At 50.1% G+C, this 14,108-nt stretch carries 16 protein-coding genes; 12 read left to right on the forward strand and 4 right to left on the reverse strand.

Going from position 1 to position 14,108, the window contains the following annotated elements:
* Genes CSR04_RS05100 through CSR04_RS05110 form a run of 3 tightly spaced genes read right to left on the reverse strand, consistent with a single transcriptional unit; the run spans window position 1 to window position 3,367 of the window.
* On the reverse strand, window positions 1-1,314 hold the full coding sequence (locus CSR04_RS05100) for an ABC transporter permease (protein ID WP_102795175.1): 1,314 nt from the start codon (window positions 1,312-1,314) through the stop codon (window positions 1-3).
* Between the two features lie 10 nt (window positions 1,315-1,324).
* Complete coding sequence (locus CSR04_RS05105; RefSeq protein WP_102795176.1) at window positions 1,325-2,041, reverse strand: ABC transporter ATP-binding protein; 717 nt, start codon at window positions 2,039-2,041, stop codon at window positions 1,325-1,327.
* A 54-nt stretch (window positions 2,042-2,095) separates the two neighbouring features.
* Window positions 2,096-3,367, reverse strand: a complete 1,272-nt coding sequence (locus CSR04_RS05110; RefSeq protein ID WP_102795177.1) for an efflux RND transporter periplasmic adaptor subunit — start codon at window positions 3,365-3,367, stop codon at window positions 2,096-2,098.
* A 133-nt stretch (window positions 3,368-3,500) separates the two neighbouring features.
* On the opposite strand from CSR04_RS05110, the gene CSR04_RS05115 reads away from it, so the two are divergent.
* Genes CSR04_RS05115 through CSR04_RS05125 form a run of 3 tightly spaced genes read left to right on the forward strand, consistent with a single transcriptional unit; the run spans window position 3,501 to window position 5,489 of the window.
* Window positions 3,501-3,881, forward strand: coding sequence for an MAPEG family protein (locus tag CSR04_RS05115; RefSeq protein WP_102795178.1), 381 nt, complete (start codon window positions 3,501-3,503; stop codon window positions 3,879-3,881).
* 1 nt (window position 3,882) lies between these two features.
* Window positions 3,883-4,419 carry a DUF2937 family protein gene (locus tag CSR04_RS05120; RefSeq protein WP_102795179.1) on the forward strand — a complete coding sequence of 179 codons (537 nt, stop codon included), beginning with the start codon at window positions 3,883-3,885 and terminating at the stop codon, window positions 4,417-4,419.
* Between the two features lie 2 nt (window positions 4,420-4,421).
* Entirely contained in the window at window positions 4,422-5,489 is a 1,068-nt protein-coding gene (locus CSR04_RS05125; protein ID WP_102795180.1) for an ABC transporter substrate-binding protein, read from the forward strand.
* Here CSR04_RS05125 and CSR04_RS05130 read toward each other — a convergent pair.
* On the reverse strand, window positions 5,486-6,238 hold the full coding sequence (locus CSR04_RS05130) for a metallophosphoesterase (protein ID WP_146027103.1): 753 nt from the start codon (window positions 6,236-6,238) through the stop codon (window positions 5,486-5,488). The genes CSR04_RS05125 and CSR04_RS05130 overlap by 4 nt on opposite strands.
* A gap of 180 nt (window positions 6,239-6,418) precedes the next feature.
* Between CSR04_RS05130 and CSR04_RS05135 the strand changes: the two genes are divergently transcribed.
* The 9 genes from CSR04_RS05135 (at window position 6,419) to CSR04_RS05175 (ending at window position 14,107) form a co-directional block, all read left to right on the forward strand.
* Window positions 6,419-6,976: a GNAT family N-acetyltransferase gene (locus CSR04_RS05135; protein ID WP_102795182.1), complete on the forward strand. Its 558-nt coding sequence runs from the start codon at window positions 6,419-6,421 to the stop codon at window positions 6,974-6,976.
* Between the two features lie 55 nt (window positions 6,977-7,031).
* Window positions 7,032-7,745, forward strand: a complete 714-nt coding sequence (locus CSR04_RS05140) for a rhomboid family intramembrane serine protease (RefSeq protein WP_102795183.1) — start codon at window positions 7,032-7,034, stop codon at window positions 7,743-7,745.
* Window positions 7,746-7,826: 81 nt separating this feature from the next.
* The gene (locus CSR04_RS05145) at window positions 7,827-9,632 is read left to right on the forward strand and encodes a GGDEF domain-containing protein (RefSeq protein ID WP_102795184.1); all 1,806 of its coding nucleotides are present in this window, start codon (window positions 7,827-7,829) and stop codon (window positions 9,630-9,632) included.
* 57 nt (window positions 9,633-9,689) lie between these two features.
* Window positions 9,690-10,328 (forward strand): tetratricopeptide repeat protein, encoded by a 639-nt coding sequence (locus CSR04_RS05150; RefSeq protein WP_102795185.1) that lies wholly within the window; start codon window positions 9,690-9,692, stop codon window positions 10,326-10,328.
* Window positions 10,325-10,981, forward strand: a complete 657-nt coding sequence (locus CSR04_RS05155) for a response regulator (RefSeq protein ID WP_102795186.1) — start codon at window positions 10,325-10,327, stop codon at window positions 10,979-10,981. Before CSR04_RS05150 ends, CSR04_RS05155 begins: the two co-directional genes overlap by 4 nt.
* Entirely contained in the window at window positions 10,978-12,309 is a 1,332-nt protein-coding gene (locus CSR04_RS05160) for an ATP-binding protein (RefSeq protein WP_102795187.1), read from the forward strand. The genes CSR04_RS05155 and CSR04_RS05160 overlap by 4 nt, the downstream gene beginning before the upstream one ends.
* Window positions 12,290-12,640: a cupredoxin domain-containing protein gene (locus tag CSR04_RS05165; protein WP_102795188.1), complete on the forward strand. Its 351-nt coding sequence runs from the start codon at window positions 12,290-12,292 to the stop codon at window positions 12,638-12,640. The genes CSR04_RS05160 and CSR04_RS05165 overlap by 20 nt, the downstream gene beginning before the upstream one ends.
* Entirely contained in the window at window positions 12,627-13,415 is a 789-nt protein-coding gene (locus tag CSR04_RS05170; protein ID WP_102795189.1) for a hypothetical protein, read from the forward strand. The genes CSR04_RS05165 and CSR04_RS05170 overlap by 14 nt, the downstream gene beginning before the upstream one ends.
* Entirely contained in the window at window positions 13,412-14,107 is a 696-nt protein-coding gene (locus CSR04_RS05175; protein WP_102795190.1) for a hypothetical protein, read from the forward strand. Before CSR04_RS05170 ends, CSR04_RS05175 begins: the two co-directional genes overlap by 4 nt.
* Window position 14,108: the final 1 nt, after the last annotated feature.

The raw sequence follows: 14,108 nt of genomic DNA on the forward strand, positions 1-14,108 counted from the left end.
TCACTGGCTTTTCAGTTGACTGGCCGGGGCGATATTGCAGGCCCGCCAGGTGGGGTAGAGACCGGCCAATATGCTGCAGACCAAAGACAGCAGCAGCGCAAATACCACCATATTCAAATCCAGGCTGGTAAGATTGTCGGCAAACTCACCATACAAACTGCTGATCCCCATCAGGCCCAACAACGCCAGCAACAGTCCGGCAATCCCTCCTGCTAAACCAATACAGGCGGTTTCCACCAAATGTTGGTAAAACAAGGCTGTTCTGGACGCGCCTATGGCCCGGCGCAGACCAATTTCCGATGATTTACCGCTGAATTTCGCCAACAGCAGACCAATGGTATTGAGCAGACACACGGTTAAAAACATCAAGCTCAGCCACAGCATGACTTTGGCATCATCTGCTACCACTTGCTGGTTTTCCATCCATTGCATCACGTCAGATAAGCGGTTATTCAATGGTCGGGGGAAGCGCCCCAGGGCTTTTTGTTCATTGACGTAATGGGTCAGAAAGGTCAGATAATCCTGTTTAGTCTGGGTATCTGGTAGCTCTACCCACATTTGGTAGTTAACGCATTCTGAACGCAGAAACCCTTCAAAACTGTCCTCTTCCGGGGTTTTCCAGCAACTGGTATTGCCGCCATTGGGTAGCTGCAACGCTTGCTTGAGTAAGAAGGGCATAAACAATTCTTCCGTTTCGTGAAACGCACCGGTGGTGACGTCATAAAACCTGGGTACCGGCTGCCAGTCAGCCAGTACGCCGACGACAGTAAATTGGCGTCCGGCAATGCGCAGTGAACGACCAACCGGGTTTTCACCACCAAACACCTTGTCATTGGTTTCGCGACTTAAGATTACAACCTGTTCTTTGTTTGCATCCTGCTGAGCATCCCAGGGTCCACCATACAAAAATGGCGTATCAAACATGCTGAAAAAGTCACTGAAAGTAAGGCGGATACCAGCGTTAAAAGGTTTTGCATCCTGATCCGGGGGCTCCACCACGGCAGCAGAGGAAGCCATGGCTGCTTGGCGCGGTGCTTTTTGGGCGGCCATCAGGTTGGTGGCATCTGTCCAGGTCAGTTGGTCGGGGGGCTCATTGGGTTCTTCGGCCGGTTCATTAGGATCCCAACTGTCCACTTGTACATAAAAAAGTTGTTGGCTTTTATGCGGAATCGGATTGGCCGACATCAGATAGTTCACTGTTATGGTGGTCATACTGGCGCCTATGCCGAGCGCAATAGCCGCTACCATCAAGGCGCTGAGTATCGGATTACGGCGGATACTTAAATAAGCCAGTCGCAGATAATAACTAAACATGTCGGCCTCCCTAGTCCGCATTTACCGCTTGGGCGGTGAAAATCGCGGCTGTGGTAAGGGATGGCAGCTCACTGACTTTGCCGTCTTTGACATAAATATTGCGTTTGGCTTGTTGGGCCAGCAAAGGGTCGTGGGTGACCATCACGATGGTGGTGCCCCGGTCGTTTATGTCTTTAAGTAATTCCATCACGCTATGGGCCATCTTACTGTCCAGATTGCCGGTCGGTTCGTCAGCCAGCAAAAACCGGGGTTCACCGGCCAGTGCCCTGGCAATGGCGACCCGTTGTTGTTGCCCACCGGATAATTGCGAGGGGAGGTGTTTCATTCGATTAGCCAGGCCGACCAATTCCAGACAACGCTCGATGCGGCGTTTGCGCTCGGCACTGTTAAAACCGCGATAGCGCAACGGTACATCGACGTTATCGAAAAGGTCGAGGTCGGGGATCAAGTTGAAACTCTGAAAGATAAAGCCGATTTTTTCATTGCGTAATCTACTGCGTGCTTTATCGCTAAGGCCGCGCACATTCTCGCCATCCAGGTTGTATGTTCCCTGATCGAAGGTCTCCAATAATCCGGCAATATTTAAAAAGGTGGTTTTGCCAGAGCCGGAAGGGCCGGTCACCGCGACAAAGTCGCCTTCTTCAACTTGCAGGTTAAAGTTGCTTAGGGCGTGGGTTTGAACCAGTTCGGTACGATAGGTTTTGGTCAGTTCTTGCATGGTCAGCATGGGATATCCTCGTTGCTGTTTTTTTACTGTTATTGGCTGGCGAATTTGTGTCGTCTATTGGGTAATTTGCACCCACTGGGCCCCGTCAAACTGGTCTGTGCCCGAAACAATGATGGTGTCGCCGGGACTCAAGCCTGCCAATATCTCAACGTTGGATAGGCTGCGAGCCCCGGTTTCTATACGTTGTCGTCTGGCCATGCCGTCTTTGACTACATAGGCAATTCGGCCATTGCCACTCTCCAGGAACTGCCCCCGCTGTACCATCAGGACATTAGGTTTGTTTTCCATCAGAATGCGGGTGGTCAGACGCTGGTTTTGGCGCAGGCCGGATGGGGCGGTGGTGGCAAAACGCACCCGCCCGGTCACCTGATTGTTCTCAATTTCCGGGGAGAGGGTGACCAGGGTTGCGGGGTGCGTTTCACCATTAAAGCTGACCTGGGCATCCATGCCGATGGCCAAATCATCGGCGTAGCTTTCTGGTATCGCCACTTCCAGTTCAAACTGGCTGAGATCCACCACTGATAGGATGGCTTGATGACGGGTAACCTGGTTTTTATCCTGTACGGCCAGGTTTCCGACTATACCGTTCACCGGTGAGCGCAGGGTCAGTTCATCCACTTTGCGTTGTAGTTCCGCTACCAACAGGGTTTGACGGTTTACCTGCAACTGCTGTGACTGAATATCAAAGGCCAGGCTTTCTTCATCCAGCTCTGCGTCCTGAATGGCATGCTGATAGACCAGCCTGGCATTCTGTAAATCATCCTGTGCTTTTTCATAGTCTATCTGACTGATAGTACTGCTTTGATAGGCTTTGTCGGCACGGCGTTTTTCCCGGTCAGCAGCCGTCAGGGCGACCTTGGCCATATCCACTGACTTCTGATTTTCAAGGTGCTGGATCTTGGCCTGAATACGCTTTCTGTCCAGTTCCATCTTCTGTTTCTGTAAACTGGATTCCTCCTGTTTCAGCTCATTGGTCAGTTCCGGACTATCGATACTGGCCAGTACCTGATGCTGCTGAACCTGAGCACCCGCGTCTACCGCAAAGCTAATGGTGCCCTGAGCAGGGCTATACAGCCTTGGACTGACGGCGGCGACCACCTGCGCCTGCACTGACAGATCGCGAACGAAATCGCCCTGGGTCACCTGTGCCAGTCTTAAGCGCTGCAATGGCACTGAAGCCTGCGCACTGGACCAGTTGCTTAATGTCGGCATCAGCAGTGCGCCTGTGGTTGTCAGCAACAACACCGCCGCCAATACATAAAGCGGTTTGCGGCTTTTGCGTGGCGTTAGCCTGACATCCTGGCCGCTGGTATCAGTAATCATCATGTTGTTTCCCCGTTGAGTTTGGCATAAGAACAATCACTGCCTAAGTCGAGCCATAGAGGAAAATGGTTGTTATCCATGTTGTAAAAAAATGTGTTTTTGTTAATGCTGTTAAAAAATTAAGTGGGGAAACAATATGATTACGCTGTTCTATGCCGGATGGCTGGTGCTACTGGTGGTCACCTTGTCGGTTAAGGTGATTCGTCTGCGACGACAGCACCAGGTTGCCATCGGTGACGGTGGCCATAAAGACCTGCAACTGGCGATTCGTGCCCATGGCAATGCGCTGGAATATCTGCCTCTGGCGTTGCTGATACTGTTTATGTTGGAGCAGGCTAATCTGGCATTTTGGGTGATCCATGGCCTGGGGGGATTGTTACTGATCGGGCGCTTGATCCATGCTTACGCCATTCCGAATCGTAACCTCAAACTCAGGGTGCTGGGCATGGCAATGACATTCGCCATGCTGCTGGCCGGTGCGGGAATGGGTATCGGATTGGCCATAGGGCGCTGGTAAAATGGTTGTTCTGGTTGGGTTGCTGAAGAAGTGTAACGAGTATCTCCGTTTGATGCTGTTTATGGCTGCACTTCTGGCCGGTGTGCAGCTTCCAGGTTTTGTTCAGCAATATGAAGATGCGGTGTTAGCCCATCTGGCAGAAGCCAGACTGGCGTTGGCACCTTTTGAAAGAGATGCCCGAATTCATACTCAGGGTGATGTCACGGCACTGATAAAACGCTATCAGCAAAACAGTGATGCGGCCGTGCGGGATGGTGCGGCCAGTATTCAGCAGTTGCAGCAGCGGGTCATATACCTGGAGCAAATGGCCGAACAACTGCAAGCCAATGCATTGGTCCGTGGCTGGTACGCTTTATTACAACCTGATTCTGAGCTATTTGCAGAAGTACAAAGTTACTACGATTACAGGGTGCCTTTAAACCTAACTGCTATTATCTGGGGACTGACCTGTGGCATTCTGTTTGCCGCCGTGTTTGATTTTGTGGTTGCTTTACTGGTCTGGATGCTACCTAAGCGCCGCAGTAAATCTGGAGCATAGAGATGATAAAAAAGGCTGTCAGCTTGGTACTTTTGTATGCCTGCTGTTTCCCGGCGCTGGCAACCTCTGTCATGTTTGTTTCGCCCTCTACAGCTGATGATCCCTTCTTTAGTCGGGTTGAGCTTTTCACCCGTTTGGCGGCGCAGAGTCTGCAGTTAGATCTGACCGTTGTGTATGGCGATGCACACCGCATTTATCAGCACGCAGAATTGGAAAAACGTCTGGCCAATGAACAGCCTGATTATCTGTTGGTGCAAGTCTATTCGGGATCTGGAAAGGCTCTGTTTGATCTGCTGAAGAAATACCCAAAAGTTAAAGTTATCAGCCTTGAGCACTTATTGCTGAATCATGAGGCTGAGGAAGTGGGACGCCCTGGTGAGCAATATAGCAACTGGATCGCCGAAATCACCTTTGATAATCAGGCCGCCAGTGAATTACTCAGTCATTATCTGCTGCAGAGCTGTGACAAGCTGGCTCAGACTGGACGACACGGGGTGGTAGGTATTAATGGTCTGCATGGTCAGGAAGCCCTGCAAAGGCAAGCTGGACTGGTTGAGGCTGTGGATCGAAGCCCTGTTTATGAGTTGCACCAAGTCGTCAATGCCAAGTGGATGCGTGACGTTGCTCAGCAGCAGATCAGGGCATTACTGGGGCGTTATCCGGACACCAGCGTTATTTGGTCTGCATCTGACTGGATGGCGTTGGGTGTGGCAGATACCCTGGCTCCCCTGATGCGGGAAGGCCAGCCCTTTTGCATTGGTGGATTTGACTGGTTACCTGAAGTGGTTGGCGCTATTGAAAGCGGCCAGCTTACTGCCAGCGTTGGTGGTCATTTTATGATAGGCGCCTGGGCCATGGTAATGGTTTATGACCATTTGCATAAAGCTCTGCCTGATAGCGTTAAGGGAACTAACCCACTTTTCAGCCTGGCCTTAATGCATAAGGATAATGTCAATCAGATGGCCCCGCTGTTGGATACGCCTGCCTGGCAAAATACAGACTTTCGCAAATACAGTCTGTTTCACCATCCTGAGCAAAAGGAATATCGCTTTTCGCTGATTTCCCCTTAATCTTTGTTTAGGGCGTGAAATTGCATACTTTTATCAATGGCTTTATGCAGCTTTTTACGCTTAAACAGCGCCAAGCTGCCGTGCTTAGGAAGCAGGGCGCCGCCCAGGTTAATCCCCACAACGTTGCCTTTTGACCATATCTTACTGGCAGGCTCACCGCCTGTCACAATACAATCAAACTGGTCATATCGGCGTCCTTTACGGTGAGGCACAGAAGGGTTGAGCAGGCAGTCGAGCAGTTCACGTAAGCTTGCCAGCTCAAATCCCTGCTGACTGAAATCATCCAGGGGATAACGACTGACTAAGCCAATGGGGGAGTGCTTTTTCTGCCTGACAATCATAGCAATAGGAAGTTTAGCCAATGCTTTGCAGGCTTTGCCAAGATCCCATTTTAACCTGATATCTTCATCAAAGGCCCAGTGGCCGCCAGCCACATACCAGTTCAGATAATGTCCCCGTTGAAGGGCATCCAGCATCATCAGTTCATGCAAGCCCAGCACCGGGTAAAACCAGTTTTCACTGAGCAATTCCAGTACCTCCAGGCTCTCCTGACCGTGGTCAATCAGGTTGCCAGTACAAAAAAGCCTGTCCTGCTGTGGATTAAAATCGGCTTTGTGCATGGCCCGCTGTAGCAGGCTGAATTGCCCCGCCAGATCACCGACAAAGTAGTCCTTGCCGCTTTCATTGGCATCGAGGGTCTGCAAGCGTGTAAAGCCTGACAACAGTCTGGCCAGATCCATCTGCTTCATAAGTGCATTTGCCGGCTGGTCATGGCTGTCCAACTCGCTCAATTGCCAAGCTATAAATAGCTAAGCTAACAGCTGCTTAGGCTTAGGCAATAGGTTCATAAATATTTAATATTTAAGGCCTTACTTGTTAAATACCGGGTCGCCCATATCAATGGCTGTTTGTATCGGGAGATAAGCGACATGAAACCAGCAAACACAGAAATTGAAAGCCACAGACTAAAGCTCAGACGCTTGCAACATCGTGATGCTAAAGCCTTGTTTGGCATTTTTTCCGATCCCCGGGTTATGACGTATTGGCACACACCGGCATGGCCATCCGTTGAGTATGCCCAGAATTATATTTCAGACGAGCAGGTCGCCTGGGATGAAGGTAAGGCTTTTACTTTTGCTATTGAACACCGCCACAGTGGTGAAGTAATGGGGAAATGTCTTTTGTGGCATTATGACGCTCAATCCCGGCGGGCTGAAATCGGCTTTGGGCTCGGTCCTGATTATTGGGGACAAGGGTATATACAGGAAGCCGGAATGGCATTGTTGCAGTTTGCTTTTAACCATCTTGATTTAAATCGACTGGAAGCCGAGATTGATCCGGACAATAAGGCCTCGGCCAAGGCCTTGGAACGGCTGGGGTTTAAACAGGAAGGCTATTTGCGTCAGCGCTGGATTATAGCCGGGCATAAGTCCGACTCTGCTTTATATGGCCTGTTACGAGAGGAATTCTTGTCCATAGGTATTTAACCCTGAATATTGGACCCAATATAAGTCAGTAAGTAACTGATTATTGGAACGCCCCATGTTTGCATCTCGTCCATCTGCCGGTTTAGGGCAATCTATGTTGATGGCCTGCCTGTTTTTATGCCTGTTATGGTGGGTTAAGCTGGCAGAGTCATTTCTGGGGCTGGATTTAAGCAATCTGGCAGTGGTCCCTCTGCAACTTAGTGGTTTGCTGGGTATTATCACGGCGCCATTGGTGCATGCATCGTATTTGCATATATTCAGCAATAGTTTGCCGGTACTGGTGCTAGGCACCTTACTATTTTATGGGTATCCGCGCTCCTGCAAACCGGCACTATTGCTAATTTGGCTAATGTCAGGTTTGGGAGTGTGGTTATTTGCCAGACAGGCTGCTCACGTGGGGGTCAGTGGCGTGGTGCACGGCATGTTTTTTTATCTGCTACTGTCCAGCATTCTGCGACGGGACAAATTATCCGTCGCCCTGATGATGGTGGGGTTCTTTTTATATGGCGGCATGCTGATGACCATTTTCCCCAGAGAACCGCAAATCTCATTTGAGTATCACTTTTTCGGTGCCGTGGCCGGTTGCGTGGCATCGGTGTTGTTTCAACACCGCGATCCCAAGCCAGAAGAGAAGACCTATCAATGGGAAAATGAAGAAGACAGCCAGGACCCGCTAATTGGCGATTTATGGCAGCAGAACCCACAACACCCATATTCCGATGGTTCCCAGACACCACATGAACACCGCGATACAGAGAACAAATATTAATCCCATCAAGTACTTGCTTCTCATCTGAGGATTGTGTGGCTACAATGGGGACCTTATTGATGCAACAGGCTCGAGAGATTGATGGCCACAGGCGTATTACGTCTTATTGGTGTGTTGGGGGGCATTTGCTTACCCGTAGTGACCGCTGCCCAGCCGGTGGCAGTGGACGAACTGATCCGCTCTCTAAAAGCGGAGGGTTATGAATGTCCGAGTGACCAACATGCCAGGCAGATTGACTCATTTATTGGCCAGGCATTGCCGATTCAGCAGGCATTCTATCTAAAAGTTCGTAAGGCGCAGTATCTGGCCTGTGGTGGGCGTTTGGAAGAGTCAGCAGAAATTTTGGATGCGCTTCTTAGCGTGACATACCCATCAGATGATAGCGAAAATCTGGCCTACGCCCTGTATTTAGCGGGCATTGTCACCAGTAACGCCGAGCAAACCCGCAGATGTGATTATTACCGGGCCGCAGAGCAGGAGGCGCTGCGCGTCGACGCCCCGTCGATTTTGCTGGGGGCCCAACTTGAACTGACCTCAACCTGTGATATCGACGAGGACAACATCGACAAGAGTCTGGCTAAACTCTATGCCTTGTTGGAAAAGCATTCGTCAGTGGAAGATCAGGCGATTCGCTCCGATATATTCAATAATATCGGCAACCTTTACGCCATTCTGGGGCAGCATGAACTGGCAGGTGATCAGTACCTTAAGTCCTATCAGATGTCGCAAGGTAATTACACTGGCGAGACATTGCTGACCCCACTGTTTAATGCCGTGACCGCTTACCTCAAAAGTGGTCGTATTGATCAGGCGCGTAGCGCGATGGACGAGCTCATTCAGCAAAACGCTCAGGTCAACACCCCCTTAACCAACGCCTGGGTGCAGCAGGCACAAGCTATTTATGCACTGCATATGGGAAATTTTCAGTTGCTTAAAGACAGTTTGGTGAAATGGGCGGTCTTTTTACCTGATCTTTCCCACCCGGATATGGATACTATGTACCGTCGTATGCAGGCACAAGCCTGTCTGCATGAGCGAGACGAACGGTGTTTAAAGGATTATCTGACCTTTGAGTTACAGGATCATCCCTTTGAACAATCTGAAGATCTGGCATACCTGCGTTTATTGATTCAGAGTTATCGCCTTCTGGACCAGCCAGAAAATGCACTATTAGTGTTTGATCAATACGACAGAGTCAATAAACACTTAATTGAAATGCAGCAATCATCGTCGAAAATATTGGGTGTAGCACAAATGCTGTCTGATATTGTCGAGCTCGAATCAAACCTTGAAAAGGCCCGGCAGGAGAAGGCTCTGGCGACCATGCGTCTGGTCTTCGCGTTGGCATTGGTGGGGGCATTACTCGGCCTATTGGTCTGGCTTATATACCGTCGCCAGCGTAGTCATTTTAAGCGGGATCACCTGACGGGATTGTTCAGCAGCAGTGCGGCAGTGGAGCGACTCAAACGCTTTGGTCGGCCGTCGGTGCTGAGAGTGCATGCCTTAGCCCTGTTTAATGTGGATGGTATTCAGGCGCTTAATCCTGAATACGGACCCGGCAGCGTCGAGGTGGTGTTGCAGCAGGTTGCCGAGAAACTTCAGCAAGCCAGTCAGGCTGGCGATGTAATAGGCAGAATGGGCAGTCAGGAATTTTTGGTTTGCCTGTATGACATTGACGAAGTTCGTGCCAAGAATCATCTTGAACGCTTGTATTTGGCGCTGACTGAGTCAACTTTTGATACGGTGTCAGGGCAGGGGGTCAATTTATCGGCCCAGTACTCGGTGATGATACTGGATGAGGCGCCGGATGATGTAATAGCCCTGTATCAGGGACTGGTTGAGGCGATGGCACAGGAGCGCCGTATGCAAGCGGCCCAGCAGCGTTAAGTTTCTCTTAAGGCTTTTCCTCTACTCTGTATCGCAGATTTTAAAGAGGAAAGGTTGATGTTCAGGTGGCCGGTTTTTCTGATTCTCGTCATTGCAGGTGGTTACCAGCAATGTGCCTACCCGTCTTCAGAGTCGGCCTTGCTGAATAAGCTGTCAATACTTTTGTCCAGTCATGATAACACTACAATACTGAGAGAGCTTGCGTCCTTACAGCATGAAGCCCGGCAATTGACATACCAGTGCTCTGAATGCCCATTCGATTGGTATGTTCTTGGAAGAATCGAGCATGAAATTGCTCGCAAAAGTGGTGGGCTGGCGCAGTTGAAAGCGGCACGGCTTGCCAAAAATGCATTGACAAGAGCAGCAAGATTGGACATCCGTGTGGCTCAGGGCGATGCCCTGGCAAATCTGGCCCAGCTTTACCTTGAAACGCCCTCCTGGCCGCTGTCATTTGGCGACAAACATAAAGCCAGGCAATTGCTTGAAGAGGCATTAGTGATTGCACCGCAAAACATTAGTGTTTTGTTAGTGGCCGGCCAGCTTTATCTTGAACTGGGGCAAACAGACAAAGCCAGACGATACCTGCAAATGGTGGTAGATACTGAGCCGATGAATAACGCTTTAACGCACCACTTGAAAATAACGCAAGCCTCAACCATGCTGACAAAAATTAATAATAAGTTATTGGAACAATGAGACTTTTACTTATTGAAGACGATAGTCAACTGGCCAGTGCCTTGTCTTTGGCGTTGCGCAGTGAAGGTTTTGCAGTCGACCATCTTAATCGTGGGCGTCAGGGATTATCCGCCTTACAGGCCAAGCAAGCCGATATGGCTATTTTAGATCTTGGCTTACCGGATATGGACGGCATTGAGATACTAAAAACTGCCAGGCAGCAGAGACTGGGGATACCTATTTTGGTGCTGACCGCCCGGGACAGCACCGCCGATAAAATTAAAGGTCTGGATCTGGGCGCCGACGATTATCTGGCCAAACCCTTTGAGGTTGAGGAACTGCTCGCCCGTATCCGGGTGATTGCCCGTCGTCTTGGCACCTCAGATGACGCCAGAGTTAAAATAGGTGACGTAGTGCTGGATACGCTGGCGCATAAAATTCTGGTGGAAGGTGAACAACTGGCGTTATCCCGTCGGGAGTATATGCTTGCCAAAGCATTGATGGAGAATGCGGGGCGGATACAATCCCGCGAACAACTTGAAACCCGTTTATATGAATGGGGAGAAGAAGTGGCCAGTAATGCTATTGAAGTGCATATTCATCACCTGCGCAAAAAACTGCCGCAGGGCTTTATACAAACCATTCGTGGCGTAGGTTACACCGTAAACAAATGAGTTCAATCCGACGTTATCTGGTGCTACTGCTGTTATCGGTGATAACTATTGTACTGTTTTTTGCTGCAATCAAGGGCTATAAAAGCAGTATGGAGCGTGCTACCCGTTTGTTTGACAGCCAACTGGTGACCGTGGCAGATACTCTGGAATCGATGCAACTTACCGGTAACGTCGGGCAGTTGAATCAGGATGCCGAGATGATTTTGCAAATCTGGCATCAGGATGAATTGCTGTTACATTCGATCAATGGTCCCCTTACTCCTATTACGTTACAGTCTGAGGGATTTCGTGATGAAAATCTTGCCGGACAGCGCTGGCGTACCCTGGCACGTTACTACCCGCAATCCGGACACTGGCTGATGCTCGCCCAGCCCCTTAGCCACCGTTATGAACTGACCGAAGAGCTGGTACTGGCAGCAGTGCAGCCTTTGGTATTCAGCCTGCCGGTTCTGGCGCTGCTGATTTCCCTGGCGGTTAAGCAGGGTTTACGCCCATTGGTGTCACTGTCTGATGCACTGCGCCAGAAACGTGCTGACGACTTGCGCCCCATCAGCCTGAAGCGTACCCCGGCAGAACTGGAAGCGGTGGTCATTACCATTAATCGCCTGCTGGCCAGGCTGGATGCGGCGTTTTCCCGGGAGAAACGTTTTGCTTCAGATGCCGCGCATGAGCTTCGAACGCCCTTGAGTGTGCTTAAAATCAACAGTCATAATCTGGCCCTGGAATTAGGCAAAGAATCTGTCAATCTGAACTTACTCAAGGATGGCGTCGAGCGAATGAGCCATGTGGTCGATCAGATTCTGCTGCTCAATCGCACCAATCCTGAGCATTTCAGCTTGCAAATGAAACCCTTGGATCTTTACGTTCTTTGCCAGCAATGTATTGCCAGTCTCTATCCGCAGATTCATGCCAGGCAGCAGGAAATCAGTCTCAGTGGTGAAACCTGTCTGTTGGCAGGCGATGCGTTTTCATTGAATGTGTTGTTGCAGAACCTGATTTCAAATGCCAGTAAGTACAGTCCACCAAACAGTCAGATTGAAGTCAGCATTGCTCAATCGGCAGAAAAAGTGGTGTTATTGGTGGAAGATTCTGGCCCAGGATTGGAAGAGTCTGAATATGAAAGGGTTTTTGAACGATTTTATCGGGTCGGCGGTGACCGGCACCAGTCTGGTGTCAGCGGTTGTGGCTTAGGGCTGGCAATCGTTAAGCATATTGTTGAGCTGTACGATGCCAGCATCAGTCTTGGCCGCGCCGTGCATCTTGGTGGTCTCAGTGTCAAAGTGGAATTCAGCAGGCAAGGGAGAGGGCATGTCAAAAACCAGCATTAAACTGGCAGTGCTGATGTTACTGGCTCTGCCCTGCAAAGCCGAGGTGGAAGAATTTGAGTTAGTGCTGAAATCGCATTTGTTTTATCCGTCAAAACTCGAAGTACCCGCTGGCCGTAAAGTTAAACTGGTTATTCATAATCAGGATGATACCCCCGAAGAGTTTGATAGTTTTGATCTCAACCGTGAGAAAGTCATCTTCCCTAACCGTAAGGCCACTGTCTATATCGGGCCATTAAAACCCGGTGTATATGAGTTTTTCGGTGAGTTTAATCCCAATAGTGCCAGAGGCCAGGTAGTGGCCATCGACAGGGAGGGCAATGGTGCTGATTAATTCGGTGATTCTGTTTTTGCGTGATGCCTTACCGGTATTCGTTCTGATCAGTCTGCTACTGGCTTTTGCCAATTTTGCAGGACGACGCTGGTATTGGCTGGGCGGTGCTTTACTAATGGGACTGGCGGGCAGTATGTTGCTTACCCATCAGGTCGACAATTTAAGCGAATGGTTGGAAGGCGCGGGCGTAGAGGTGTTTATCTTTACCTGTCAGTTGATAATCTATGCGCTGCTGCTGACAAATTTACATTGCCAGTTTAAAGGTTATCAGAATGCCTGGGTTGCCACTGCTGTGCTCATGGTTGGGTTGGTGCTGACCCTGGATGGTGCCAATTTTCTGGTTTATCTGTTCAGTTACTGGTCGCATGAGCAAACCCCGATGGCCCTGGTTATGGGCACTATTCTTGGTGGTACGGTTTGCATGAGTCTGGCCGTACTGCTTTACATTGGCTGCCAGCATTGGCTGGCCAGCGGTTATCCATTGCTGTGTGCACTGTTAATGTTGCTCTGGGGAGCGGGGCAACTAAGTTACTCCCTGAATTTACTCAGTCAGGTTGATTTGCTGCCGCCTATGCGACCTGTTTGGGATACCTCTGACTGGATTGCCGATAATTCAGAGCTGGGACACCTGCTTAATTCATTAATGGGTTATGAAGCCGCACCGGGGTTATTGCAAATTATTGTTTATATGCTGGCTGTGCTATTGCCATTTATCTGGCTGTACCGCCTGAATCGTCACGCTTACCCGACGCCCGCGGTTAAGGGGGAGGTATGAGAAAGTCACTTATTGCCACTGTAGGCTTATTGCTGAGTCTCAACGTGCTGGCAGATGGTTATGTGGTAGACAAGGTTTATCACCCTATAGTGTTACCTGGAGAGCAGCGCCTGGAATGGCGGTTTATGTCGCGCCAGACGGATGACCGTAATGTGCTGGCACAGCGTATCGGGTATGGGCGCTCGTTGTCTGAATATGTGACTCTTGAAGCCTATGTGGTGGGGGAGCGCGATCACGAGGATAACTTTGGCTTGCAGGCATATGAGCTGGAAAGCCGCTGGATGCTCACCGACCAGGGTAAATACTGGGCCGACTGGGGATTGGTGTTTGAGCTGGAAAAACAGCACAAGCAGGATGCGTGGGAAGCCACCTCCGGCCTGGTGATGGAAAAGGAGTTTGGCCGCAATAGCTTAACCATGAACTGGTTCCTGGTATACGAATGGGGTAAGGCGCTGCACGATGAATTTGAAAGTGAATTTCGCCTGCAATACCGGTTCCGCTGGAAGCCTCAGGTGCAACCCTCGTTAGAAATGTATCTGGGAGAAGACTTTGTTGGCATTGGACCTGCTCTGATGGGGGTGCAGCGCTTTGATGGCCAGCGTCAGCTAAAATGGGAATTGGGTTTTATTTCCGAAGTCAGCGGCATCGCGAAAGATCATACGCTCAGATTTGTATTGGAGTATGAGTTTTAAG

Source organism: Bowmanella denitrificans, from assembly GCF_002887595.1.
Taxonomy (GTDB): domain Bacteria; phylum Pseudomonadota; class Gammaproteobacteria; order Enterobacterales; family Alteromonadaceae; genus Bowmanella; species Bowmanella denitrificans.

Excerpts from the sequence above, each read along its gene's own strand:
- CSR04_RS05140 (WP_102795183.1), top strand. The coding sequence starts at position 7,032 with ATGTTTGCATCTCGTCCATCTGCCGGTTTAGGGCAATCTATGTTGATG.
- CSR04_RS05120 (WP_102795179.1), top strand. The coding sequence starts at position 3,883 with ATGGTTGTTCTGGTTGGGTTGCTGAAGAAGTGTAACGAGTATCTCCGT.
- CSR04_RS05175 (WP_102795190.1), top strand. The coding sequence starts at position 13,412 with ATGAGAAAGTCACTTATTGCCACTGTAGGCTTATTGCTGAGTCTCAAC.
- CSR04_RS05125 (WP_102795180.1), top strand. The coding sequence starts at position 4,422 with ATGATAAAAAAGGCTGTCAGCTTGGTACTTTTGTATGCCTGCTGTTTC.
- CSR04_RS05110 (WP_102795177.1), bottom strand. The coding sequence starts at position 3,367 with ATGATGATTACTGATACCAGCGGCCAGGATGTCAGGCTAACGCCACGC.
- CSR04_RS05170 (WP_102795189.1), top strand. The coding sequence starts at position 12,627 with ATGGTGCTGATTAATTCGGTGATTCTGTTTTTGCGTGATGCCTTACCG.
- CSR04_RS05105 (WP_102795176.1), bottom strand. The coding sequence starts at position 2,041 with ATGCTGACCATGCAAGAACTGACCAAAACCTATCGTACCGAACTGGTT.
- CSR04_RS05130 (WP_146027103.1), bottom strand. The coding sequence starts at position 6,238 with ATGAAGCAGATGGATCTGGCCAGACTGTTGTCAGGCTTTACACGCTTG.
- CSR04_RS05145 (WP_102795184.1), top strand. The coding sequence starts at position 7,827 with ATGGCCACAGGCGTATTACGTCTTATTGGTGTGTTGGGGGGCATTTGC.
- CSR04_RS05160 (WP_102795187.1), top strand. The coding sequence starts at position 10,978 with ATGAGTTCAATCCGACGTTATCTGGTGCTACTGCTGTTATCGGTGATA.
- CSR04_RS05150 (WP_102795185.1), top strand. The coding sequence starts at position 9,690 with ATGTTCAGGTGGCCGGTTTTTCTGATTCTCGTCATTGCAGGTGGTTAC.
- CSR04_RS05165 (WP_102795188.1), top strand. The coding sequence starts at position 12,290 with ATGTCAAAAACCAGCATTAAACTGGCAGTGCTGATGTTACTGGCTCTG.
- CSR04_RS05100 (WP_102795175.1), bottom strand. The coding sequence starts at position 1,314 with ATGTTTAGTTATTATCTGCGACTGGCTTATTTAAGTATCCGCCGTAAT.
- CSR04_RS05135 (WP_102795182.1), top strand. The coding sequence starts at position 6,419 with ATGAAACCAGCAAACACAGAAATTGAAAGCCACAGACTAAAGCTCAGA.
- CSR04_RS05115 (WP_102795178.1), top strand. The coding sequence starts at position 3,501 with ATGATTACGCTGTTCTATGCCGGATGGCTGGTGCTACTGGTGGTCACC.
- CSR04_RS05155 (WP_102795186.1), top strand. The coding sequence starts at position 10,325 with ATGAGACTTTTACTTATTGAAGACGATAGTCAACTGGCCAGTGCCTTG.